The 23,869-nt window shown below is 46.7% G+C and carries 25 protein-coding genes and 2 tRNA genes; 16 read left to right on the forward strand and 11 right to left on the reverse strand.

Annotated features, from left to right (window positions below; genetic code table 11):
* Positions 1 to 163 precede the first annotated feature (163 nt).
* Positions 164 to 240, forward strand: a tRNA-Asp gene (locus HGT70_RS02615).
* A gap of 113 nt (positions 241 to 353) precedes the next feature.
* Here the strand turns inward: HGT70_RS02615 and HGT70_RS02620 are convergent.
* From HGT70_RS02620 to HGT70_RS02630, 3 genes are read right to left on the reverse strand one after another with little or no spacing between them, the layout of a single operon-like run.
* Positions 354 to 1,640: a c-type cytochrome gene (locus HGT70_RS02620; RefSeq protein ID WP_214194822.1), complete on the reverse strand. Its 1,287-nt coding sequence runs from the start codon at positions 1,638 to 1,640 to the stop codon at positions 354 to 356.
* Between the two features lie 17 nt (positions 1,641 to 1,657).
* Positions 1,658 to 3,433: a GMC family oxidoreductase gene (locus HGT70_RS02625; protein ID WP_214194823.1), complete on the reverse strand. Its 1,776-nt coding sequence runs from the start codon at positions 3,431 to 3,433 to the stop codon at positions 1,658 to 1,660.
* Positions 3,434 to 4,153: a gluconate 2-dehydrogenase subunit 3 family protein gene (locus tag HGT70_RS02630; protein ID WP_214194824.1), complete on the reverse strand. Its 720-nt coding sequence runs from the start codon at positions 4,151 to 4,153 to the stop codon at positions 3,434 to 3,436.
* A gap of 347 nt (positions 4,154 to 4,500) precedes the next feature.
* On the opposite strand from HGT70_RS02630, the gene HGT70_RS02635 reads away from it, so the two are divergent.
* From HGT70_RS02635 to HGT70_RS02670, 8 genes are all read left to right on the forward strand, one after another.
* Positions 4,501 to 5,289 (forward strand): endonuclease/exonuclease/phosphatase family protein, encoded by a 789-nt coding sequence (locus HGT70_RS02635; protein WP_071435048.1) that lies wholly within the window; start codon positions 4,501 to 4,503, stop codon positions 5,287 to 5,289.
* A gap of 13 nt (positions 5,290 to 5,302) precedes the next feature.
* Complete coding sequence (locus HGT70_RS02640) at positions 5,303 to 6,316, forward strand: dipeptidase (protein ID WP_214194825.1); 1,014 nt, start codon at positions 5,303 to 5,305, stop codon at positions 6,314 to 6,316.
* Positions 6,317 to 6,422: 106 nt separating this feature from the next.
* Positions 6,423 to 6,494 (forward strand): pyrroloquinoline quinone precursor peptide PqqA, encoded by a 72-nt coding sequence (pqqA, locus tag HGT70_RS02645; protein ID WP_099823985.1) that lies wholly within the window; start codon positions 6,423 to 6,425, stop codon positions 6,492 to 6,494.
* A 60-nt stretch (positions 6,495 to 6,554) separates the two neighbouring features.
* Positions 6,555 to 7,472: a pyrroloquinoline quinone biosynthesis protein PqqB gene (pqqB, locus tag HGT70_RS02650; protein ID WP_214194826.1), complete on the forward strand. Its 918-nt coding sequence runs from the start codon at positions 6,555 to 6,557 to the stop codon at positions 7,470 to 7,472.
* A gap of 1 nt (position 7,473) precedes the next feature.
* Positions 7,474 to 8,229, forward strand: a complete 756-nt coding sequence (pqqC, locus tag HGT70_RS02655; RefSeq protein ID WP_071431370.1) for a pyrroloquinoline-quinone synthase PqqC — start codon at positions 7,474 to 7,476, stop codon at positions 8,227 to 8,229.
* 6 nt (positions 8,230 to 8,235) lie between these two features.
* On the forward strand, positions 8,236 to 8,514 hold the full coding sequence (gene pqqD / locus HGT70_RS02660) for a pyrroloquinoline quinone biosynthesis peptide chaperone PqqD (RefSeq protein ID WP_071435046.1): 279 nt from the start codon (positions 8,236 to 8,238) through the stop codon (positions 8,512 to 8,514).
* The gene (gene pqqE / locus HGT70_RS02665; protein ID WP_071431368.1) at positions 8,504 to 9,640 is read left to right on the forward strand and encodes a pyrroloquinoline quinone biosynthesis protein PqqE; all 1,137 of its coding nucleotides are present in this window, start codon (positions 8,504 to 8,506) and stop codon (positions 9,638 to 9,640) included. Before pqqD ends, pqqE begins: the two co-directional genes overlap by 11 nt.
* Before the next feature lie 2 nt (positions 9,641 to 9,642).
* Positions 9,643 to 11,988 carry an insulinase family protein gene (locus tag HGT70_RS02670; RefSeq protein ID WP_214194827.1) on the forward strand — a complete coding sequence of 782 codons (2,346 nt, stop codon included), beginning with the start codon at positions 9,643 to 9,645 and terminating at the stop codon, positions 11,986 to 11,988.
* Positions 11,989 to 12,027: 39 nt separating this feature from the next.
* On the opposite strand, the gene mltD is transcribed toward HGT70_RS02670, so the two are convergent.
* Together mltD and gloB are read right to left on the reverse strand one after the other, a co-directional pair.
* The gene (gene mltD / locus HGT70_RS02675; RefSeq protein WP_071431364.1) at positions 12,028 to 13,404 is read right to left on the reverse strand and encodes a murein transglycosylase D; all 1,377 of its coding nucleotides are present in this window, start codon (positions 13,402 to 13,404) and stop codon (positions 12,028 to 12,030) included.
* Positions 13,405 to 13,472: 68 nt separating this feature from the next.
* On the reverse strand, positions 13,473 to 14,234 hold the full coding sequence (gene gloB, locus HGT70_RS02680) for a hydroxyacylglutathione hydrolase (RefSeq protein ID WP_214194828.1): 762 nt from the start codon (positions 14,232 to 14,234) through the stop codon (positions 13,473 to 13,475).
* Positions 14,235 to 14,269: 35 nt separating this feature from the next.
* On the opposite strand from gloB, the gene HGT70_RS02685 reads away from it, so the two are divergent.
* A complete protein-coding gene (locus tag HGT70_RS02685) occupies positions 14,270 to 14,992 on the forward strand; it encodes a class I SAM-dependent methyltransferase (protein ID WP_214194829.1) in 723 nt (240 codons plus the stop codon).
* Here the strand turns inward: HGT70_RS02685 and rnhA are convergent.
* Positions 14,974 to 15,441, reverse strand: a complete 468-nt coding sequence (gene rnhA, locus HGT70_RS02690) for a ribonuclease HI (RefSeq protein WP_214194830.1) — start codon at positions 15,439 to 15,441, stop codon at positions 14,974 to 14,976. The genes HGT70_RS02685 and rnhA overlap by 19 nt on opposite strands.
* Before the next feature lie 50 nt (positions 15,442 to 15,491).
* Here rnhA and dnaQ point away from each other — a divergent pair, with 50 nt between their 5' ends.
* The 4 genes from dnaQ (at position 15,492) to HGT70_RS02710 (ending at position 19,123) form a co-directional block, all read left to right on the forward strand.
* Entirely contained in the window at positions 15,492 to 16,220 is a 729-nt protein-coding gene (gene dnaQ, locus HGT70_RS02695; RefSeq protein WP_214194831.1) for a DNA polymerase III subunit epsilon, read from the forward strand.
* 107 nt (positions 16,221 to 16,327) lie between these two features.
* Positions 16,328 to 16,404, forward strand: a tRNA-Asp gene (locus HGT70_RS02700).
* 332 nt (positions 16,405 to 16,736) lie between these two features.
* Positions 16,737 to 18,902, forward strand: a complete 2,166-nt coding sequence (locus tag HGT70_RS02705) for a carbon starvation CstA family protein (RefSeq protein WP_214194832.1) — start codon at positions 16,737 to 16,739, stop codon at positions 18,900 to 18,902.
* A gap of 14 nt (positions 18,903 to 18,916) precedes the next feature.
* On the forward strand, positions 18,917 to 19,123 hold the full coding sequence (locus HGT70_RS02710; RefSeq protein WP_071435044.1) for a YbdD/YjiX family protein: 207 nt from the start codon (positions 18,917 to 18,919) through the stop codon (positions 19,121 to 19,123).
* 31 nt (positions 19,124 to 19,154) lie between these two features.
* Here the strand turns inward: HGT70_RS02710 and HGT70_RS02715 are convergent, their stop codons facing one another.
* On the reverse strand, positions 19,155 to 19,325 hold the full coding sequence (locus tag HGT70_RS02715; protein WP_198363415.1) for a hypothetical protein: 171 nt from the start codon (positions 19,323 to 19,325) through the stop codon (positions 19,155 to 19,157).
* Positions 19,326 to 19,492: 167 nt separating this feature from the next.
* Here HGT70_RS02715 and HGT70_RS02720 point away from each other — a divergent pair, with 167 nt between their 5' ends.
* On the forward strand, positions 19,493 to 19,807 hold the full coding sequence (locus tag HGT70_RS02720) for a hypothetical protein (protein ID WP_071431351.1): 315 nt from the start codon (positions 19,493 to 19,495) through the stop codon (positions 19,805 to 19,807).
* A gap of 15 nt (positions 19,808 to 19,822) precedes the next feature.
* Here HGT70_RS02720 and HGT70_RS02725 read toward each other — a convergent pair whose 3' ends face one another.
* Genes HGT70_RS02725 through HGT70_RS02735 form a run of 3 tightly spaced genes read right to left on the reverse strand, consistent with a single transcriptional unit; the run spans position 19,823 to position 22,438 of the window.
* Entirely contained in the window at positions 19,823 to 20,890 is a 1,068-nt protein-coding gene (locus tag HGT70_RS02725) for a DUF2955 domain-containing protein (RefSeq protein ID WP_214194833.1), read from the reverse strand.
* Positions 20,880 to 21,941, reverse strand: coding sequence for an HlyD family secretion protein (locus HGT70_RS02730; protein ID WP_071431347.1), 1,062 nt, complete (start codon positions 21,939 to 21,941; stop codon positions 20,880 to 20,882). Before HGT70_RS02730 ends, HGT70_RS02725 begins: the two co-directional genes overlap by 11 nt.
* 38 nt (positions 21,942 to 21,979) lie before the next feature.
* Positions 21,980 to 22,438 (reverse strand): MarR family winged helix-turn-helix transcriptional regulator, encoded by a 459-nt coding sequence (locus tag HGT70_RS02735; RefSeq protein WP_071431345.1) that lies wholly within the window; start codon positions 22,436 to 22,438, stop codon positions 21,980 to 21,982.
* A gap of 119 nt (positions 22,439 to 22,557) precedes the next feature.
* Between HGT70_RS02735 and HGT70_RS16815 the strand changes: the two genes are divergently transcribed.
* On the forward strand, positions 22,558 to 22,788 hold the full coding sequence (locus HGT70_RS16815; protein WP_071431343.1) for an EexN family lipoprotein: 231 nt from the start codon (positions 22,558 to 22,560) through the stop codon (positions 22,786 to 22,788).
* 337 nt (positions 22,789 to 23,125) lie between these two features.
* Here HGT70_RS16815 and HGT70_RS02745 read toward each other — a convergent pair whose 3' ends face one another.
* Positions 23,126 to 23,752 carry a carboxymuconolactone decarboxylase family protein gene (locus tag HGT70_RS02745; RefSeq protein WP_214194834.1) on the reverse strand — a complete coding sequence of 209 codons (627 nt, stop codon included), beginning with the start codon at positions 23,750 to 23,752 and terminating at the stop codon, positions 23,126 to 23,128.
* Positions 23,753 to 23,869: the final 117 nt, after the last annotated feature.

Below are 23,869 nucleotides of genomic sequence, written 5' to 3' on the forward strand. Positions count from 1 at the left end.
TCAGAAGTGAAACGCCGTAGCGCCGATGGTAGTGTGGGGTCTCCCCATGCGAGAGTAGGGAACTGCCAGGCATCCAATTAAGACCGAAAGGTCGTGACCATACCTTTGACACGGTTTGGGTGAAACAAGCAAAGTAGCAGCGCTACTTTGAGACAGAATCGGTGGAGCGGTAGTTCAGTTGGTTAGAATACCTGCCTGTCACGCAGGGGGTCGCGGGTTCGAGCCCCGTCCGTTCCGCCACTTATTAAGAAAAACCCATGCTAGAAATAGCATGGGTTTTTTGCTTTAACATCGGATAATATTCTTTTCATTATAGCGACCCGCTAAACTAGTAACGGATCGCTATTCGACCGTTAATGTGATGGATTGTCTGACTGTTTTCTTTCTACAGTTGAATCAATATCACGTAATTTCTTAACTTCCTCGCTCGTTACTGGCGACGCCTTATTCCCCCAACTTTGGCGTATAAAAGTTACTACGTTAGCAACTTGCTGATCAGTTAACCGCCAACCAAAGTCTGGCATGCGTAAGCCTGTTACTGCATCGTGAGTCACCGCCATTTTACTTCCACGTAGCACGACACTGATTAGTGAAGAAGGATCATCGCTTAGTACGGCGGTATTTTGTGCTAGTGAGGGGAAAGTTTTTGTGTAACCTTGTCCATCAATACGATGACAGGCAGAGCAGTTATCCATATATTCTTGCGCACCTCTCTGTGATATATCCCCTTTGGTTAACGCGATACGCGTTGCCTCGTTATAGGTCGGAGCGATAGCGTTCGGACTGGAAGATTTAAGTGATTTAAGATAAATAGCGATAGAGGTCAGATCCTGCGTAGTAAGGTATTGTGTGCTATGTTCAATAACATCAGTCATTGACCCAAATGCAGCACTTTGCTCAGACCTACCCGTTTTTAGGAACTCTACGAGTTGAGCCACAGACCAACGGCCTAAACCATTATTGATATTACTGGTCAGATCCGGGGCATGCCATCCTTCTAACGTTCCTCCCGTAAGATAAGCTGGACCATACTGATCCAAGGCTTTTTCCTGAAAACCGATACCACGGGGCGTGTGGCAGGTACCACAGTGCGCAAGTCCTTGGACGAGGTATGCACCTCGATTCCATTGCGAGCTCTGTTGGGGATCGATTTGAAAGGTCTTACTATCATGATAAATCAAATTCCAGATAGCTAAGGGCCAACGAATACTTAATGGCCATGGAATATCACTAGACCGATTCCTCTGAGAAACAGCGGGAACTTTCTGCATAAAGTAGTCGTATAATGCTTTCATATCAGCATCACTAATTTTAGAAAACGAGGTATACGGCATCGCTGGATAGAGATTATGGCCATCTTTCGCGACACCTTTACGTACCGCTTTTACGAAATCATCATAGGTATAGTCACCTATTCCAGTACTTTTATCGGGGGTTATATTGGTGGAATAAATGGCACCGATAGGTGTCGACATCTTCAACCCGCCAGCAAAGAATTTCCCCCCAGGCGCTGTATGGCAAGCTATACAATCTCCCGCTATAACGAGCTGCTGCCCTAAATCGGTAGCGGATACTGCTAGACAAGGCTCTGTCAGTACCAATAGGCAAAGGGTAGATAGCTGAGTTTTCCAGTTCAACATAAAATACTTTCCCTCAGTTAAGCCTGAACCAATGGTCCTGGGTTTGCGAGATAACGGGTGCGAATTGCATCAGCTGCAAATAAGGCGGTTGCGCCTACGATTCCGGTAGGGTTGTACGCGAGGTTTTGCGGGAAACAACATGCACCAAGGACAAATAGATTGGGAACATCCCAACTCTGTAGATATTTATTAACTACGCTGGTTTTAGGGTCGTCTCCCATGACTGCCCCCCCTGTGGTGTGGGTTGATTGATAAGGGCGTACATCATAATGTGCGTCCATGCTCATATATTGCTTTTCGTAATGATGAGGATTAATTGCTTTAACAATCTCTTCTGACTTAAGACCGATAAAATGGGTCATTTTCAGCTCATTCTGTTGCCAATCAAAAGTCATGCGTAAGAGTGGCTGGCCGTGTACGTCGGTATATGTAGGGTCGAGATCCAAATAACATTGTTTATATGGCATCACTGAGCCGGAAGATCCCACGGACATGTTGTGAAGATAATTATCGCGAATGGCTCGTTTCCAACCGGAACCCCATTTCGGGGAACTAGACGGTAAAGACATCTGCTGGATAGGGCGCCCGCCGGTAGTCGTTGCTGAAATGGTTGCTCCACCAATAAAATTCAGTGTCGAGTGGTCGAAGTTTTCAGAATTAAACTCATCGATAAACATGCCAGTGGTACCGGTTGCAGCGAAAGGATTGAACACATTATTCTTCTCGAAGAATAAATTAATTCCTCCATTCATTTGATAAGCATAGTTACGTCCGACTACGCCTTCTCCGGTGGTTGGGTTATAGGGTTTACCTATCTTTGATAAAAGTAATAGTCGTACATTGTGCAACTGAAATGCACTTAGAATAACCAGACTCGCGGGCTGCTCAACCTCTTGTCCCTCGGCATTGATATAGGTCACTCCTGTAGCATGCTTCCCTGTAGAGTCGGTATTGACTCTAATCACTTGGCATTGGGTGCGCAGTTCTATATTTTGATAGGACTTTAACGCAGGTAGTACACAAGACTGTGGTGATGCCTTAGAGTAGTTATAACATCCGAAACGTTCGCAAAATCCACAGTAGTTGCAAACGCCCATCTGGACACCATAGGGATTGGTATAAGGCTCGCTACAGTTCGCAGCAGGGACAGGGAAGGGGTGGTAGCCTAATTTCTTAGCCGCCTCACTAAACAGAATACCTGCATATTGAGTCTTCAGCGGTTTGGTCGGATAAGCATTTTGACGCGCTGATTCAAATGGATTCCCGCCTTCGATAATCTTACCCTGAATATTACCCGCTTGACCTGCAGCCCCACATATTTTCTCAAACTTATCGAAATAGGGCTCCATTTCAGCATAGGTGAATGGATAATCTTGAACAGTCATGTCTTGAGGGATAAAGCTCGCACCATATTTTTCGATGACGGTAGTACGCATATGTAAATCAGCTTCCAACGGCCGCCATAACATTCCATTCCAATGACTTCCAGCACCACCGACGCCATCGCCCGGTAAAAAAGAGCCAAATCGTCGGTAAGGAAGCGCGGTTTGGCTTGAGTTATGTCTCACTGTGACGGTTTCTTTTGCGGCATTCTGGAAAAGTTTTAGGCGAATGCCATAGGTTAATTCGTCAGTAATTTTTGGATAAGCAAAGTCCGGATACGTATCTCGAGATTCCCCCCTTTCCAGAGCAACTATTTTTAGGCCGCTCTCAGCAAGTTCTTTTGCCATTAATGATCCAGTCCAACCAAAACCCACGATCACGATATCTACATCAGGTTTTTTAATCGCCATTTAGAGAGTCCTTTTTCCTGAAATGCTTACCGGACCTAAGGGATAAGTTTGATTAGGATGATCCAAGACTTGAGGATAGTCAGCGCGAGCGCCTGGATAGCCGATTAACTTCCATGATGCAAGTGTCTGATTTCCTCCGTGTATGGGATCTGCGAGATATCCTTCTTTGGTATTCTCGAGTACTTGGGTAAAGAATAGCTTTCCAGAAATATCGGAGAAGTTTAATGAACCTTCCTCCAATTGTTGCAGGATAGAGTCCGCAATAGCGGGGCTAAGACTGGCGAATACTGTATTGTACTGTCCTTGACACCATTGATTTAATGCTCGTATACCACGCCGCCAAGTCTCTCGCGGAACCAACGGTGACTGGTAACCAAGCTCTGGGACTGCCTCAGCAAATGGACCTTGCATATACCATAAATGTCCATATCCATAAGGAAGTTCCAATTGTTTATCAATGTAGATCGGAACGCCTTCGCTAACGGCGCCAGGTCCCATCTCATCCTCAGGAATTAACCGATCGGTGAGTGCGATTACCGTTCGCCACTCATCGTCATTGAAAAAGCTTGCGACGTATTGCTCTGTGACTGCTTCAGATTTAACGACTGTCGCCTGTGCTCCTTGCGTAAGTAGAGTACCGCCAGCTGCTGCAAGCGGAATAAGCGATAGCGAACGCTGTAGAAAACGCCGCCGAGAAGAAATATGCGGATCGTTACTCATAAAAAGTCCCTCTTTATTTTGATTAGTCTTATGTTGGGCGAATAGGCATTCTGCTTGGTAGGTATAAGACCTCACAAACTAAGAGGGTTTAATTGTTAATACAAGGTTAAAAAATGCTCTGTTCTTTTGGTTCGGTACGGGGAGTGTTAATAAGCGATTGATTAAATAGAGCAATATGATTTTTGCGTCTACCGAGATAACGAATAATCGAGTCTCTGATTGATCTATATTAAATTTTTTCTAAGTATAGCTACCCAGCTGTCGATTTTATATTCATCATCTATTGGTAAATGTCTTGGCTCTGCGTAGTATAGGCAATGAAAGTCGAGCGAGAGGTAGAGCTGAGGGTGCGAAAAAAAACGTATGCAGTGAGGTACACGGCAGGTCAACCGGCAGAACAGGTCTTTTCACCAGAGCTGCAATTCCCGTTCGTCCACCGATTGCCCGAGGGTGCACTACTGCCAGATTATAAAAACCTACAAGTCTTGGTGTGGAATATTTTTAAACAACAGCGTGCAGAATGGCAGTCTGTTATCACCGATTTTGGTAAGGATAGTCATCTCGTCATGTTACAAGAAGCACAGACGACTCCAGAACTCGTTACCTTTGCGACCTGCCATTTTATCGCGGTTGATCAAGTTCCTGCATTATCTTTCCCACAGCATCCATCTGGGGTTATGACCTTAGCGAAAAGCGCACCAATCTTTTGTTGCCCCTTGCGGGAGCGTGAACCGCTGTTACGATTAGCTAAATCTGCGTTGATCACCGTCTATCCGATGCCGAATGGTCAAATGCTCATGGCGGTGAATATGCATGCGGTGAATTTTAGCCTAGGGATTGATGTTTATCGTAAACAATTGGCGACAGTGGGCGAGCATATCCAACACCACAGTGGTCCGATACTACTGGCTGGAGACTTTAATGCTTGGAGCCAGCCACGAAGCAAGGCCCTCTATCATTTTGTTCATAAACATCATTTAAAAGAAGTACATTTCGACCACGACCATCGCCGGACGGCTTTTGGAAGGCCACTCGATTTTATCTTTTATCGGGGGATGTCTATCGAAAAAGCGCGAGTATTAAAAACCGAGGCTTCGGATCATAACCCGCTATTAGCTGAATTTAGTTTCGCATAGAGAGCAACTAAGTATGACTTATTTTGATGGACATAATGATCTCTTACTGAACTTATGGCTTAACTATCCTGATAATCCCGGTGTTTTTTTCGACAAGATTGAAGGGCATCTCGACTTCCCCCGGATTCAACAGGCAGGTCTTATCGGTGGCCTTTTTGCGATTTTTATCCCGCCTAAGTCTTACATTAGCGAGAAATACCCGCACCATGCTAAAAAGTTAGATAATCCACTACAGGTGATGTGGGAGCAGCTGGCGATCCTGAAAGAATTGATTAGGTTATCCGAAGGAAAAGTGAAACTCTGTACGACGGCTGCAGAATTGAAGCAGGCTAAAAGAGAACGGGTCTTTGCTGCGGTCGCTCATATAGAAGGTGCCGATGCGTTATCTTTAGAAAGTACAGCACTTGATACTTTTTACCAAGCCGGTGTAAGAAGTGTAGGGCCTTTTTGGAACACCTCTAATGCCTATGGTGCAGGGGTAACTGGTAGTTTTCCGGGTACTCCCAACAGCGGCACCGGTCTCACCCCTGCAGGAAAGCAGTTGATTGCTCAGTTAGTTAATAAAAAAATGGTTATTGACTGTTCTCATATGAACGAGCAAACCTTTTGGGAGGTTGCTCAGCTCTCTCACCAGCCTCTTATTGCCACTCACTCTTCAGTACATCAACTCTGCGCACAGCCCCGTAACCTGACCGATGAACAGCTATTAGCTATTGGTAAGAGTGGTGGTGTGGTCGGTATCAACTTTGGTAACGCATTTATCCGCCCAGATGGCGCACGTAACGAAGAAACCGATCTAGACATCTTGGTCGATCATTTCTGTTATGTGGTTGACCTGGTGGGTGATGAACATGTTGCCCTAGGGTCAGACTTTGACGGTGTATCGGTACCAAAAACACTTGGTGATGTGACCGGGCTACCGTTGCTGGCAGAAAGCCTGAGTCGGAGAGGTTTATCTGGCGAAAGTTTGGCAAAAATAACCTATAAAAATTGGCTGAGAGTGCTCGAACGCACCTGGGGTCAATAACGACGATTAATTTTGGTTTAGTGTTGACCTTGGGGAAACATTAGCGCAACATTTACTCCCCAAGGTAACGAATAGTTACCCAGACCATAATAATGAGGACAACACCATGTGGAAAAAACCAGAATTTGAAGATATGCGTTTAGGTATGGAAATCACTCTGTACATCTCTAACCGCTAAGTCATCTTCTATGCCCGTACTCTAGTATGGGCATCTTCCTCTCTATAAATCGACACTTCTATGTTTATCAAAGTTTTAGGCTCTGCCGCTGGTGGCGGTTTCCCTCAGTGGAATTGCAATTGCGCTAATTGTCAGGGCGTCCGAGAAGGCTCTATCCCTGCACGTCCTCGGACACAGTCATCAATACTTATCAGCGATAATCGCCAAGATTGGGTATTGTGTAATGCTTCTCCAGATATTTCCGAGCAGATTCGCCACACTCCAGAATTCGTTAAACATGGCCATCTTCGCGGTACTACGGTAGGCGATATCATTCTCACCGATAGCCAGATTGACCACAGTACCGGACTTCTGAGCCTGCGCGAAGGGTGCCCTCATCGTGTTTGGTGTACAGCTGAGGTACATGAGGATCTATCAACGGGTTTTCCAATTTTCCCAATGCTCACCCATTGGAATGGGGGCTTGCTTCATCAGCCGATCGTACCGATGCAGCCCTTTAAAACACAAGTTTGTACTCAATTACGTTTTATCCCTATCCCGATTATTAGTAATGCACCGCCGTACTCCCCTTGGCGTGATAAGCCCTTACCCGGTCATAACGTAGCGCTGTTTATCGAAGATGAATCCTCTGGTCAGAGTGTGCTGTATGCACCCGGTTTAGGCGAGCCTGACGAGGTAATTCTACCGTGGTTACAAAAAGCCGATTGCTTACTGATTGATGGGACTGTCTGGCGAGATAACGAGCTCGTCACAACCGGCGTTGGACATAACACGGGAAAAGCGATGGGACATCTAGCGCTTTCTGAAGAGAAAGGCATGATGGCGATGTTGGCTTCCCTCAAGGCTAAGCGAAAAATTTTAATTCATATTAATAATACTAACCCAATACTTAATGAATCGTCCCCGGAAAGAGCCAGCCTAGATCAGGCGGGTATCGAAGTCAGTTGGGATGGTATGGAAATCACGTTGGGAGAATAGAATGCATATCAGCGAAACGCTAACACCAGAAGCTTTTGAACAAGCCCTACGCGATAAGGGGGCTTATTATCATATCCATCACCCTTACCATATTGCTATGCACAATGGGCAAGCAACAAAAAAACAAATTCAGGGATGGGTAGCAAACCGTTTTTATTACCAAACCAATATACCGTTGAAAGACGCGGCCATTATGGCTAACTGCCCCGATCCGAGTGTAAGACGTCAATGGGTACAACGCATCCTGGATCACGATGGCTATGAAGACAGTGAGGGCGGTATCGAGGCGTGGTTGCAACTTGGGGAAGCGGTTGGGCTAACACGAGAAGAGCTATTATCCGAGCAGCACGTCCTACCTGGAGTGCGCTTTGCCGTGGATGCTTATGTTAATTTTGCACGCCGTGCCAATTGGCAGGAAGCGGCGTGCAGTTCGTTGACCGAGCTGTTTGCTCCACAAATCCATCAATCACGCCTGGACAGTTGGCCGCAGCACTATCCCTGGATTAAGGAAGACGGCTATTTCTATTTTCGTAGTCGTTTAGGCCAAGCTCGGCGTGATGTTGAGCATGGACTATCCTTAGCCTTAGAGATTTTCGATACGGCGGAAAAACAGACGCGGATGTTAGAAATCTTGCAATTTAAGCTCGATATCCTGTGGACGATGCTTGATGCAATGACTATGGCTTATAGTTTGGATCGCGCCCCTTATCACACTGTGACCGACCAAGCGGTTTGGCACACTACGCGTTTGGTGTAAATGATGATGACTTTATCCGCAGTACCCTGTTTTCGCCGTGGCTATCGCATGCAATGGGAAGAGACTCAGCAACAGCATGTCATTCTCTATCCAGAAGGCATGGCTAAACTTAATGAGTCAGCAGCGATGATCCTAGAGCTAGTCGATGGTAACGCGAGCGTTGATATGATTATCGAAACACTCAATACCCGTTTTCCTGATGCCGGCGGCGTGGACGAGGACGTGATCGATTTTCTGCAGGCGGCTTACCGTCAAAAATGGATTTTACTGAACGATGCAAAGTAATCCAGCTATCAAAGCACCGTTGTGGCTTCTGGCGGAATTGACCTACCGCTGCCCATTGCAATGCCCGTACTGTTCGAACCCTCTCGATTTCGCACGGGCAAGCGAAGAGTTGACTACAGATCAGTGGATCGAGGTATTTAAGCAAGCCCGTGCAATGGGCAGTGTCCAGCTCGGCTTTTCAGGGGGTGAACCCCTAACGCGTAAAGATTTACCGGAACTTATCGCTGCGGCACGTGGGCTGGGCTTTTACACTAATCTGATTACCTCTGGGATAGGCTTAACGACTAAGAAATTAGATCTATTTGCCGAAGCTGGACTGGATCATATCCAAATTAGCTTCCAAGCCAGCGATGAGACCTTAAATGCCGCGTTGGCAGGATCTAAGAAGGCGTTTGCGCAGAAACTAGAGATGGCTAGGGCAGTTAAAGCACATGGTTATCCTATGGTGCTCAACTTCGTCTTACATCGGCACAATATTGATCAAATCGATCGCATCATCGAGCTATGCATCGAGCTAGACGCCGACGATGTCGAACTTGCGACCTGTCAGTTCTACGGTTGGGCGCAGCTTAACCGGGAAGGGTTACTCCCGACGAGAAAACAGATCGCCGATGCAGAAAAAGTCGTCGCCGCCTATCGCGAGAAGATGGCGGCTTCGGGTAACCTGACAAATCTAATTTTCGTGACCCCTGATTATTACGAGGAACGCCCCAAAGGTTGTATGGGCGGTTGGGGGGCGATCTTTATGAATGTCACGCCGGATGGTAAGGCATTGCCTTGTCACAGCGCACGCCAGCTGCCGATTGAGTTCCCGTCGGTGTTAGAGCACAGGTTGGACGATATTTGGTACAATTCGTTCGGCTTCAACCGCTACCGCGGTTATGACTGGATGCCTGAACCTTGCCGGTCTTGCGACGAGAAAGAGAAAGATTTTGGCGGATGCCGTTGCCAAGCCTTCATGCTAACCGGTGATGCAGACAACGCTGATCCAGTATGCAGTAAGTCTGCACACCATGGAAAAATTCTTCAGGCGAGAGAAGACGCTAACCATTGTCAGACGACCATAGAACAGCTGCAATTCAGGCATCAGCGTAATTCAGAGTTAATTTTTAAAACCTCGGTTTAAGCATGGATGTAATCAATGATGCTAGGCGCTACCGATTAGCCTCAGGCCTTGAGATAAATATAGAGCATGTGCCGCATCTGCAACGCGCTGCCGTGGTGTGGATAGTTCCTGTCGGTAGCCATCAAGAGCCAAAGGAGTGGCCAGGCTTAGCTCACCTCACCGAGCATATGGTCTTTGCGGGTGGTCAACAATTTCGTGATCAGCAGCGCCTTATGCCTTGGATTCAGAAGCGAGGAGGGCGAATCAATGCGACGACTCAACAGAATTATACCGCTTACTACTTCGACATTGAGCCAGATGAGCTTCAGCAGGGGGTGTTGCGGCTGAACGATATGCTGACCGCGCCGCGTTTTACGTTGGCAGATCTGCAACGAGAAACCAGAGTCATCGACGAAGAATATCAACTCTATTCTCGCTCACCTCATGCACTAGCTAGCGCAGCGATCCACAGCAAAATCGAGTACCCGCGCGCTTTTTCTGACTTCCATATCGGTAATGCACGGACCTTTGGCAACGATATGACAAAACTGGCCGAGGCTCTTAAGCATTTTTACGCCGAAAGCTATGCCCCCGAATGCAGCCAGGTATGGATCGCGGCCCCTCTAAGCTGTCAGCAACAATACGCTAAGATTAGTGAGTGTCTTGCCATGACCGAGGCATCGGAAATCTTGCAACCACCGCCTAGTAGTTGGGTGGCGGACGGTGAGCCGATCACTTGGCAAAACTGGCAGGGAGAAATTTGCCTTACCAGACAGCCAGGTTTGGGTATTTCTCTGGTTGTTGTGACGTGCTCACTGAGTGACTGGCCAATATTGGTAGAGCTTATATCCGATACCGCGCCTGGCTCCCTCAGTCAGATGATTAGCCAGCAGCTTGGGCACTTTATCTCTGTACGGGTGGAACGCCATTATCACGATAACCAGCAGATTTTCTTTACCCTATGGTTCGAAGGGGCTGATTTTTCAGAGAAGGATGCACAACAGAGCCTTAGGATATGGCAGCAGTGGTGGGAGGAGGCCTCACGGCTCTCCGCTGAACATATCAACCATTATGAGGCTTTAGCACAAGCTGAGGCTCTGCGGTTACCTGCTATGGAGTTTCTTCGCGAGCATGCCTTAGGCTTTATCTTCGCTTCCTCGACTGAAACAGACCTGAGGGCAAACCGTTTGCAACAGGCTTTTTCCTCGGTAACATGCTACGCATTATTACGAAGCCGACACGACGTCTCAATACAGAACGTCGAATGCCAAGGCTTAGACTGCCGATTTCGCACCACACAATTGGAGCAGGGGGATCGAGCTGGTAAAGTTTATGCTTTTACCTTCTATCCTCAGCCACGCGCTAGGCCTACGATTATCCCGGCACTTACAGAAAATCCTCCCCGAGTGCCTCTGCATTACTGTCACGAGCCATCCGGTAGGGTGAAAATAGTATTACGGCCTGCTGCGGGAGCAGCCATTACTGATACCGTACGAGAATCCTTGATCCAGGCCCTATCGCCAGTATTTAGCCTAGCGAAACATGCTGCAGGAGAAGTTATTTGGCAGCAAGTTAGGGGTAACGATTTACTCTGTATTAGCTTCAAGCACGTGACTGAGCTTAAAGAATGCGTGGCTAACTTGATTAGGTATTGGCCTAAAACGCTCCCACCTAGCACGATAGACCGTTATGCTTCATTATCGCTCAGGGAACTGTTACAGAATATGCCAAGCTTGTTGGCCGACGACTTGGATCAGTGGATGGTTTCCTACATAGGCCATGCACAGGATGAGGCTGAGGCCTTAGAAACCATGCTGAGTGCCTTACCCCTCAGCTGGCAGACATTCACCGCTGATAGACTCCCTTTACAGCGTACGCTGCACTACACAGCCAATGCCCCCGGGTCGGCAACGCTGTTGGCATTTATTCCTTATCCGCTCATCTCGTCGTACTCGAACACGGTTTATCATCGGTTGGCAGGTTATTACGAGAGCGCTTTCTATCATCAACTACGGGAAGTCGAAGCTGTCGGTTATGCCGTAGCCTGCCGCCAGCGAGTCTATCGTGATCGTTGGGGGCTACAAATTATCTTACAGTCCTCACATCTCTCTGCATCGCAACTCTGCGAACGCGTGGTAGTTTTTTTTGAAGAACTAAACGTTTCGGATAAAGCGTTAGCGGCACCGTTGATACTAGGCGATCAGGGCAGCGGTGATGAGGAGATAGATCGTTACCTAGAGGCTCATTTACCGTTACCCTCTGTTAGTAAACAGAAGGACGAAATGGATAATTTATCCCCAGAAAAAGCGCATGCCGAACTCATTAGACAGATAAAGGATAAAACGGGTGGCTGGGTTTTTATCGAATAAAAAAAGCTGCTCAGAACGAGCAGCTTTTTCATCGATAGTTTAAGAGTTATTAACGAATAACGTCAGTTTCTTACCTGGTTGCAGCGATTGTTCATCACGCGTCAAACTACCATTCCAGCGAAGAACATCTTTGATGTTAACGCCGTGACGCTCTGCGATGCTGGAAAGAGAATCACCTTTGCGAATCTTATAGGTGATGCTGTTTCCATTATCAGCCAGTTGTTGCCTGCTGTTTTTACTCTGACCGCCTAGCTCTAAGGTTTGACCAATTCGTACACTTGCCGTACGTAAATTGTTCATTGATTTTAGTGCTCGGACACTCAATCCGTGTTTTGCTGCTATGGTTGAAAGGGTATCCCCCGATCGCACTTTGTATTGTGAAACAGCACTATTTTCTGCGACGGCTATCGGTTGAACCGCCTGAATATCATGTGTGGCTAAAGAATCTTTTAACCTAACAACATGAGATTTAGGTACCATCACATACTGCGGGCCACTAGGAGCGGTCGATCCGCGCTTATAGCCAGCGTTAAAACTTTTCAGCCGTCCCACCGGGATGCCTGTCATTGAGGCGACTTGGGTCAAGTTAATTTGCTTACCAACGTTAACCTTAGCTAAGGCACGACCGTCGTTTGCTTTAGGTAACTTAATCCCATACTGTTTTGGATTCTTAATCAGCTGGCTTAAGGCCAACATTTTCGGAATATAAACAGTTGTTTCTTTCGGCAGTGATAAGCTCCAAAAATCGGTCGGCTTACCGCGTGCTCGATTGGCTTTCATCGCATTCAGAACTCGACCCTCACCGCTATTATAAGCAGCTACAGTCAGCAACCAATCGCCATGAAACATCTTGTTCAGACGTTGTAGCATGTTAAGTGCCACTGTGGTGGACGCGACTACATCACGTCTTCCGTCGTACCATTGCGTCTGCTTTAATCCATAATTTCGCCCCGTGCTTGCTACGATTTGCCAAATTCCGGCAGCGTTAGCATTGGATGTTGCATGGGGGTCAAAAGCACTCTCCACTATAGGTAAAAGTACCAGCTCCATCGGCATTTTACGTTTTTGTATCTGGTCAACAATCCAGTACATATACGGTTCTGCTTGAGCAGTTACCTCGTGGAGATAACTCTTATCCTTCAAATACTTCAGTTTTTGTTCGCGGATCCGAGGATTATTCGGAACCTTCATCTTCAACTTGTCGCTAATGGTATTCCAGAGATCGCTATTTTCTGCGGTTGTATTCCCATCATCCTGCCAATGGGGGGACAACATGCGTTCTCCGAGATTACCATCACTTCCCTGACTCGCTGAAGACAGACTCTGTGCATGTTGTTCAGGTTCACCAGCATCACTCCCTGATACATGGCAACTGAACAACAAGACTGAGGCGAGAAATATCGCTTTAGTCTTCATATAAGTTCATTGATTGATTAAAAGACAGGCAATGATACGTGACCATGCTGCCTAACACAACCCTAAACTTATCCCTGGTCTTTTAGGCGGCGCAACTCGGCGAAGCGTTGTGCGGGGGTGGTTAATGTCGGATTATCCTCGAACAAGGCTATCACCTCTGGCCTTTCTGTCATCAGAAATAGGTTAATTAGTCGTTCTGTTTCCAGTGTGGTGGGTAGCGTTATTTGGGCATTTTCTCTCAGTTTTTTTACTTTATTTCGGTATTCATTAATCATCGAATCTTGCGGTAGGGTACGATGGGCGAAGTTTAAATTAGAGAGCGTATATTCATGAGCGCAGCATACGAGCGTCTCTTTAGGTAACTGGTTCAGTCGGGTCAATGCCAGGAACATCTGGTCAGCAGTGCCTTCAAATAACCGACCGCAACCGCCGGAAAATAGCGTATCCCCACAGAATAGGTAAGGTTTAGCGTAATAAACGATATGCCCTAAGGTATGACCGGGTGTGGCAATGACTGAAAAGCTGTGGCCAAGAAGTTCGAGACTATCGCCGTCTTCAACGTGTTGAGTCGCCCCTTTTTTCAGCGTCTCTTGCGGGCCGTAAACCGGTATAGCTGGATAGCGGTCAGTAAGTAACTTAACGCCGCCAGTATGGTCGGCATGGTGGTGCGTAAGTAGGATCGCGTCAAGCTCCCAACGATGTTGTGCGATCGCATCTAAAACGGGTTGCGCCTCCCCCGGATCAACAATGATCGCCCGATTGTTGTCATCGATCAAAGCCCAGATATAATTATCGTCTAATGCGGGCAGGGCTGTTAGTGTTAAGCTCATAAGGATTCCTTTGTCATCTAACCAGTGATTACTCAATGAAGATTGCAAAAATCAGACGTTCTCTTTCTAGCCCTTTGCTATGGTGTTCGTTGCGCTGGGGGCCACAGTTCCAGACGATGATCGGTGATGAGATACAGCCTTGGTTAAGTAAACTCTATGGTTCGCACTTCGTTAAGATTGGGCCGCTGAGCCACACTATCGATACTAGTCGCTGTGCCATAAGCCATCAAGTTAGGATCGGTCATGATGCAGGGCAGGTAGACTTGGTGGGCGATAAAGAAAAATTACCCATAATGAGTAAGTCGATAGATGCTTGCCTTATTACTCATGCATTAGCGTGGAGTACAGATCCTCATCAGGTTTTGAGGGAGGCTGATCGCATATTAGTCGACGATGGCTGGATAGTGCTCTCAGAGTTTAACCCTTTTAGCTGGCTAGGACTCACTCGCTGGTGGCCAGGCGTATCGCTGAAGGCGCGTTTCTATTCTAAGAGTCGATTAATCGATTGGCTAAGCTTACTTAATTACGAGATTGTCAGCTATCGGGCTACGCAACTACTCCCTTGGCGCTCGCAGTCGGGGATATTAACAAGACACTTACCTATGCTTGGTTGCAACCATCTTATTTTGGCGCGTAAGCGGACTTACCCGCTGATCTTTGCGAAGAAAAGAGCCTCAGCTCAGGGCGCGCGCTTACGCCCTGCCGTCAACGTGAGCCAGCAAATTTGCTCACTTGGCGATCATGAAGCGGATAAATAACCGTTATCAGGATGAGTGGGGCTGTTTGCAGCCTCGCGGGCTAATTCATCGCAACGCTCATTCTCAGGGTGTCCTGCATGACCTTTGACCCACATCCAGTTGATAGTGTGGTCTTTCAATGCTAGGTCAAGCCGCTGCCAGAGGTCGACATTTTTTACGGGCTTTTTATCCGTGGTTTTCCAGCCTCGTTTCTTCCAGTTGTGGATCCACTGTGTTATTCCCTGACGAACATATTGGCTATCTGTCGTCAGCGTGACATCACAAGGCTGCGATAATGCTTCAAGGGCTACGATGGCCGCGAGTAACTCCATACGGTTATTGGTGGTAAGCTGATAACCTGCGCTGAATTCCTTTATGTGTTGCCCGTAACGTAAAATCGCGGCGTAACCTCCCGGTCCGGGATTTCCTAGGCATGAACCATCGGTGAAAACTTCTACCTGTTTACGCATATCTGGTAGACTTCCTTGAGTAAAACGGCAAGTTTATCGGAATGAGAGCTATGAGCACAGTAAAAAACCGTCAGATTGTCCTCGATACTGAAACAACCGGTATGAATATGGTCGGCGTACACTATGAGGGGCACCGCATCATTGAGATCGGTGCGGTGGAAGTGATCAACCGCCGGCTTACTGGGAATAACTTCCATGTGTACATTAAACCTGACCGCTTAGTCGATCCTGAAGCCTTTGGCGTACATGGGATTGCTGATGAATTCTTAAGTGATAAGCCGAGTTTCGTAGATATCGCGGCAGAATTTCTGGACTATATTAAGGGTGCCGAGCTTATCATTCATAATGCGCCGTTCGATATCGGCTTTATGGATTATGAGTTTGATAAACTTAAGCAGGGCATAGGTCATACCCGCGAGTTTTGCAGTATTACAGATAGCCTTCTCATGGCGCGTAAGCAGTTTCCGGGTAAACGTAATAGCCTTGATGCATTATGCGGACGATTCGACATCGATAACACAAAGCGTACATTACATGGCGCTTTACTCGATGCTGAGATTCTTGCCGACGTTTACCTTGCCATGACTGGTGGGCAAACGACGTTGACCTTTAATGCAGAGAATGAACACGCTGCCGATTCAGGCCTTCTTGCTCAACATCAATCAGTGAAGACGACCGGTCAGCTACGAGTGATTACCGCCACAGCAGGCGAACAGGCCTTACATGAAGAATATTTGGACCGAATCGAGAAAAAGTCGGGTCAATGCCTGTGGCGATAATGCTTTGATCGAAAAAGAAGCAAACGAGTGGTGGCAGGCGTAATATCGGTTGACGATAATCATTAACCTGATTAGTATACGCAGCGTTCCCGACGGGGGACAAGCGCGGAGCGGTAGTTCAGTTGGTTAGAATACCTGCCTGTCACGCAGGGGGTCGCGGGTTCGAGCCCCGTCCGTTCCGCCAAAATTTAAGCCCAAGTTAGCTTGCTAACTTGGGCTTTTTCTTTGTTTTTGTCAGAGAGTAAAAGATTTCTCTGCCAAGCAGGCATTTCTTGTTTTCACCTGTCCAAAGGCTCTCTCACCTAACGTATCACTCCCTTGATGTTAAAAGTTGGTGGAAAAGACTTGGATTTCAAGCTTTAAGCTGGAATCGTCTTCTCTTTTATTATTACCCTCAATATTCGTGTGACCATACTCCCATATCTGTAATACCATTCTACCTTTCGCACAGTATTTATGGACATGATGCTGTGGTTTGCCGTTGGCGTTGGATATTATTATTAACACAGGAAAACTATGGACAGGAATTTTATAAAAAAACATTTACTCTGGTTGTTGGTCGCCCTTTTGGGGGCTGGATGCCTCGGCGTTATTGCGCTTCGTCGCGGGGAGAGCATTAGTGCATTATGGTTAGTGATAGCAGCAGTCTCGGTGTACCTTGTCGCCTATCGCTATTACAGCCTTTATATCGCGCGTAACGTATTGGGCCTCGATGCAACTCGAGCCACGCCTGCCTTTGTGAATGGCGATGGACTCAATTATGTCCCCACTAACCGTTATGTCCTTTTCGGCCACCACTTTGCGGCGATAGCGGGAGCCGGGCCTTTAGTTGGGCCGGTTCTTGCGGCACAGATGGGGTATTTACCGGGCACGCTTTGGCTATTAGCAGGTGTAGTGGTCGCTGGCGCGGTACAAGACTTTATGGTGCTATTCATCTCGAGTAGACGGAACGGTAACTCTCTTGGAGAGATGGTCAAACAGGAAATGGGCGCAGTGCCTGGCTTTTTAGCGCTTTTTGGCTGTTTTCTAATAATGATCATTATTCTCGCAGTATTGGCACTCATTGTGGTAAAAGCGCTAGCTGAGAGTCCATGGGGCGTATTCACGGTATGTTCGACACTACCGATTGCGCTGTTCATGGGGATCTACATGCGTTTCATTCGCCCTGGACGGGTCGGGGAAATTTCCGTGATTGGCGGGCTTCTACTCTTACTCGCCATCTGGTTAGGAGGCGTAATCGCCCATGACCCGTATTGGGGGCCGGCTTTAACGTTCAAAGATACTACGATTACCTGGGCGCTTATTGGTTATGCCTTCATTTCAGCGCTATTACCTGTATGGTTAATCCTTGCGCCGCGTGACTATTTAGCAACGTTTCTTAAAATCGGGGTGATAGTTGGCTTGGCTATCGGCATTATTATCCTGCATCCACAGCTAAAAATGCCGGCGGTAACGCAGTTTATTAGCGGAAATGGTCCTGTCTGGAAAGGGGCTATGTTCCCATTCTTATTTATTACCATCGCTTGTGGTGCGGTATCCGGTTTTCATGCGTTAATTTCTAGCGGTACCACGCCCAAACTACTCGCTAATGAAACCGATGCGCGTTTCATTGGTTATGGTGCGATGTTGATGGAGTCTTTTGTGGCACTAATGGCGCTAGTTTCTGCAGCCATCATTGAACCAGGCCTCTATTTTGCGATGAACACCCCACCTGCCGGTCTAGGTATCACTATGCCAAATCTTCACGAGCTTGGTGGTGATCAGGCTGCATTAATCATGCAGCAATTACAAATTGCCACTGAACAAGCTGCAGCCAAAGTGAGTAGTTGGGGATTTGTTATTTCGCCCGAAACAATCCAACATACTGCCTCTGCTATCGGCGAACCCTCAGTATTGAACAGGGCTGGTGGTGCACCTACTCTCGCGGTCGGAATAGCGATGGTTTTCCATACGATTATTCCAGCTATAGACATGGGATTCTGGTACCACTTTGGAATACTCTTCGAAGCCTTATTTATCTTAACGGCGTTAGACGCGGGGACGCGAGCCGGGCGATTTATGTTGCAAGATCTGCTGGGTAATTTTATTCCAAGTTTGAAAAAGACTAACTCGTTACTCGCCGGAATTTTGGGTACGGCAGGGTGTGTCGGCTTATGGGGTTACTTGCTCTATCAAGGGGTTGTCGATCCACTAGGCGGTGTTAAAAGCTTATGGCCGTTATTTGGGATATCAAACCAGATGCTGGCGGCGGTAGCCTTAGTATTAGTTGCGGTGATTTTAGCTAAAATGAAGCGCGACCGTTATCTTTGGGTTCCGATTATTCCTGCAGTATGGTTGATGATTTGTACGACTTGGGCCTTAGTGTTAAAACTCTTCAGCGATAACCCACAGGCGGAAGGATTTTTCTATATGGCACGTCTCTATCGTCAGAAAATCGCTGAGGGTGCAGGGACTATCTCATCAGAGCAAGTTGCGAATTGGCAACATATTGTGGTGAATAATTATACCAATGCAGCGCTGAGTATCCTGTTCTTAATCGTTGTTTACGGGATTGTGTTCTATGGCATTAAAGTTTGGTGGCAAGCAACACGTCAACCTCAGCGTTCTGATCATGAGACGCCTTATGTTGAACTCGACCCTAATGTTGCGAAGAGAACGATGTCATCGGGTTCACACCACTAATAGGTAGGTAAATGATGGTATTGCGTCAACTACAACGTATCACTAAACGTTTAGCTCAGGCAGGCAATATGCTGGTCGGGATCCCAGATTACGAGCATTATGTTCAGCATATGCAGTTAAAACATCCTGAAAGCCCGGTAATGAGTTACGAAGATTTCTTTCGTGAGCGGCAGCAGGCGAGGTATGCGGGAAAAGGGAAGGGCGGCATGCGTTGCTGTTAACAAAGAGGAGCCCAAGTGGGCTCCTCTTTTGCTAGGATTGTGGCTGACCGACTGGCCCTGACCCGACGGGGCCTCCTGGGACTGATTGGCCACTTGGTGCTACAGGACGACCATTCTCAAGTGCGTCGCTATTATGGCGTTGGCAACCGGCGAGAGCAGTCATTGCAACGACGACCAATAATCCTTTCGAAATCATATTCATACTTTGTGACCTCTTCGTATGGGAGAGCAGTAAACGGATATAATAAGCCTAGAAAAGAATCACTAACTCCGCCAGATTTATCTGAATAAATTTGATCGCTTATTCAGTCTCCGTCATCAACTACGCTACACTCAGGCTATCCATAAACAATTACTGAGACAAAGAGCATGAAGATTTTCGCATTTATTGTAGGGAGTCTAGCGCTGTTAACGAGTCCTTTCTCTTCTGCCCAGTGGCCACCAGAAACTGGCGCCAAGGTCCCTGGCAATACTTTAGAACTTCCTACTACTCTGAAACCTGTATCTGTCCCTTTAGAAAAATTACTCAACCAAGGGGCGACGCTTATTACCGCTCAGCGTGATGTTAATGGCCCGGTCGTTACCGTTAAAAAAGGTAAGCAATACATTATGTGTATCGTTATCGGGGCAGGGAGCGGCGGCGATCAAAATATCGCGACCTCACGTTGTTATGCGATGAACTAAAGTCTCAGAGATAGCTCAGGGCTCTTCAGGCGTAAATCGCGTCGCGGCAAAATAATTTAATACTTTATGCATCACGAAGGTTACGACTAACGTAGCCAGCAACGATACGGTGACGGAAGTCAGACGATAGAGATCACTGAATACGATGTCGCTGTCGGGATGCATATACTGCCCGAAGATTAAGCCTAATGTCGTCAAAATTGAAAAACCGACGCCAGACCCCACTTTTTCGAAAACATGAACACGTGCTGCGATTAACAAGGCTATGCTCACTAAAGGGAGAAGCAGTAATAGATGACGACTAAAATCATACATGATGAGCTGAATGCATAGCGCAAAGAGACACCCTACAATCACGCCCCAAATTCGCCAAGTTGCTGAGAGAATGGCACCACGATAATGCATTGGAAACAGGGCGAAGATGCCTGCCATTAATGCGGCTAAAGAATCACTTAATGTGTACACCTGAAATATCACGAAGAGTAATGTAGCGATAAACGATCCGAGTAACGTCTCGTGCATAATTCTCGGATTACTCTTGATAATTGGAGCGGGACGCTGCCGCGGTTCAGTGTCAGGGAAGATAAAGCAGGCGATAGCAGATAAGACAACCGCTAAGAGACTTCCGATTATGTTGGAAAACATCAGGTCATTCATATCGGTAGTGGGATAACTTAAAAAATGCGGCATCACACTAAGGCATATCACTCCCATCGATCCGAAAAGGAACAATGGACCCCGACTCATCAAATAAAAACGTAGGGTATAGAGAATAAACACGGCCAATGTCATTGGAAGTGGATAGTTGACTAGAAAAGTGAACAGCAGCAGCATCTCTACACAGTTGATAATCGCATTGGCGACCATTTGCCGCGCGATGTGTAGGTTAAACAGCGGCACTAATCCGGTCAGCATAATAGGATACACGACGTAGAAAACGCCATATTGTGTATCTATCCAGCTATGAAAGAATAACCCTACGCTCCCCGCGAACGTAATCCTCAACATATGTCGCAGGTCATTTCCAGAAAGCGGTTGGTATCTGGCCGGAAACTTTCTTTCCAAAAGGCGACTAATAAACATAATGTAATACACTTATTAAGCGGATTTGTAAGCGGCCTAAAAGGGATGATATTCCGTTTCCGCTATTATACAGCTGAACAGTTGCCCTAGCGCCGGCGGGTAAGTCTAGATGTTGCCCTGAGTTCAATACCAAGTGAATACGCATACGTTGTGCATCCCGAACCCAACGATTTGACTCTTGTGGGGCGGCTAAATAACCGTTGATATCTTGTTGCCCGGCCATTACTCCGGCATCTCGGCTCACTACAGATGCTTTAAAAACCTGTCCGGGCAAGCCATCGAATACAATTTCGGCTGCCGTTCCGATATGTGTCTTAGTCAGGCTTTTTTCACGAAAATCGGCGATGATATCGGGTGTATTGTTGACTAAGGCCATCGCTGCAACACCCGCATTCGAGTACCAGCCTTCTTTAAGTTGTAAGTTACTGACGATCCCATCGCTGTCTGCGCGAACCTTGGTGTAGTTAAGATTAAGGTTAGCGTCCTCAAGCATATTTTGATACTTCTGCAGAAGAACGTTTTTATTATCGTGACTACCGCGAGAAATGATTAGTTGATTGAGGGTGGCAGTTAAATTCTCTACAGTCTGCAAACTGGTCTGCCAAGTGGTATAAGCGGTATCAAGAGCTTGGCGAGAGATCAGTTGATTATGATCTAATGTACGGTAGCGTTGATAATCACGCCCTGCGTTTTGGGCATCCAGTTGGGCTGCGCGTATTTTTGCCCGTGTTGCACTGATCTGCGCATCAATTTGTTGATTATCAAGGGTTGCTTGTTGGTAAGCGATTCTCGCTGAGTCCACTTGATTTTGATAAGGGCGCGGATCGATCTCATACAGTAGGTCACCTTTCTTCACATGGCTGTTGTTACTTACGTAGATATGAGTCACATAGCCAGGTGCTCGGGAGGATACCGGAGTAACGACGCGCATTACGGTAGATTCTGGTGTTTGAGGGAACCAAATATCTGCGATTAAGAAATAGCCAAACATGGCAATAAATAGTATTAGCGTAAACTTTACCCAACGAGAAAATTGTTGTTCAGGGGTCATTGTGTTAACTCGCTTTAGAATTAAGGACCACATTAGAGCTAAATGAGTTTGCTCATGTTTTCAGTTAATAGATTAAGAGTGCTGCTAAATTGTGCTAAGTCATCAGGGGCTAGCCCTTGGCTCACTTTGTGTTGGCACTCTTCAACCACTTTATTAACATTGGCGACTTGCTGTTCGCCAGCTGGAGTCAGCTTGACTAAACGGATACGACGATCAGTGGGATCTTCGATGCGCATGATTAGTCCACTTTCAACTAGCTGATTTAACGTTCGCGTGAGGGGGGGATGTTCAATACCCATCGAGAAAGCCAACTCGCTGACGCTCAGTGGGCCATCTACGACCTGTAGTTGCATTAATACTGTCCAGCGACTTTGCGTCAGTCCTGTTTCGATCAGGGCGTGGTCGATTACCGTTCGCCATAATCTAGCCAGCATAGCCAGTCGCATACCCAGTGGGCGATGCGCAAAATTTTCAGCATGGAACTTCTTATCATTCATGTTCAGTACCCTCTAAGTAAGCGCATAGATTATTACTTATCTTGATAAGTATCAAGGTAAGTAATGAGTTTTTTTATGTTGTATGCTATAGTTACCCATCAAAACAGAGGGAGGTAGGTATGGGTGGTTATGGATACAAGACTGTCTTAGCCTGTGGCTTACTTGTGCTCAGCGGGTGTAAGAAGAGCTACACACCTTCTGATTTTATGAAAGATGACGCTTTACGAAGTCGAGTTCTCAAGCAATGTTCACAACCCACGCAAGCACAGAGCAAGAATTGTCAGAATGCTTATGAGGCGCAGCGAAAAATTGATTTTGCGAAGAAAACGGGTCGTACCGATATAAAATAGTGGCTAGGTGCAAGGCTCGCGCTATTGAAGGTCAAGCACTTCGTCTATGGCCGGTGACTCAGCCTAGTAAAATAACAATGGCTACTATTATCACTAATTTATTTCAGATAACTGAAAGATCCCTCTTATTCATTCTCAATGAAATATAGCAATACTCATTCGATTGCCGTTATGTACTGGCGAGTGGCATCCTATAACTCTTAAAATATTTCGAGATAGTCAGAAATAACAAAATCAAGCAGCTGTTAATGTAACGATTAATCGATAAAAAGTAAGAGGTGCTTTTTTATAGAAGTAGCACCTCATAACGGCTATTCATTAATGCTTTAAGGAATAATTAAAGCACCGAGAGTAGAATTTTCTCGGCACTATCTGCTGCTAACGGATCACAACCTAACCTCAAGATACTAATAAATTCATGTAGCTGTGTGGGAGTGAGCCCAGCATTCAAGCTGATTTGGAAATGGCTCTTCAATTGGCTTTCTACTCCGGTCAGCACTGATAACGCGGAAAGTGTAGTAAGTTCTCGATCTATCCAAGAGAGTTGCGTGCGTTGGAAAAGATCGCCGAACAGGTGCGCTTTTAGGAAGTGGTCGATGGCAGGAGCGAAGCTAAATAGGGGGCCGCTTACAGGTTGCCCTGCTAGTTTGGTCTGGTTTTCTGTGCCGATCTGCAGGCTGTTGGGGAGAACCACTTCTGGCTGTTCCACGTCTCCTGGTACATCGTTTAATCCTTGATCTCGACGCTTATCTACTAGGGTCATTAATGTATTCAGTGCGTTTAAGCTACGGGGAAAACCTACGTAAGCATATAGGTGCACCATGACTTCTTTCGCCATAGAAATCGGTAGCTGCTGATTGAGCGCACTGTCTAAGTGTTCGGTCAACCGAGATATATCACCGGTCGCTGAGCTGGCGGCAATAGGGATAATCGCGTGCTGAAAAGAATTTAACGTTGATGACATAGGCTCTCTCCTTAATATTCTACACATGCCTAAGTGTAACGATTTCAATAGCAGGTATTACCCTATGCAAAGAGGATGTGCCTATGCATAGTATTCATCAATTACTGAGCGGCTATT

It is taken from the genome of Rosenbergiella collisarenosi (assembly GCF_018494085.1).
Taxonomy (GTDB): domain Bacteria; phylum Pseudomonadota; class Gammaproteobacteria; order Enterobacterales; family Enterobacteriaceae; genus Rosenbergiella; species Rosenbergiella collisarenosi.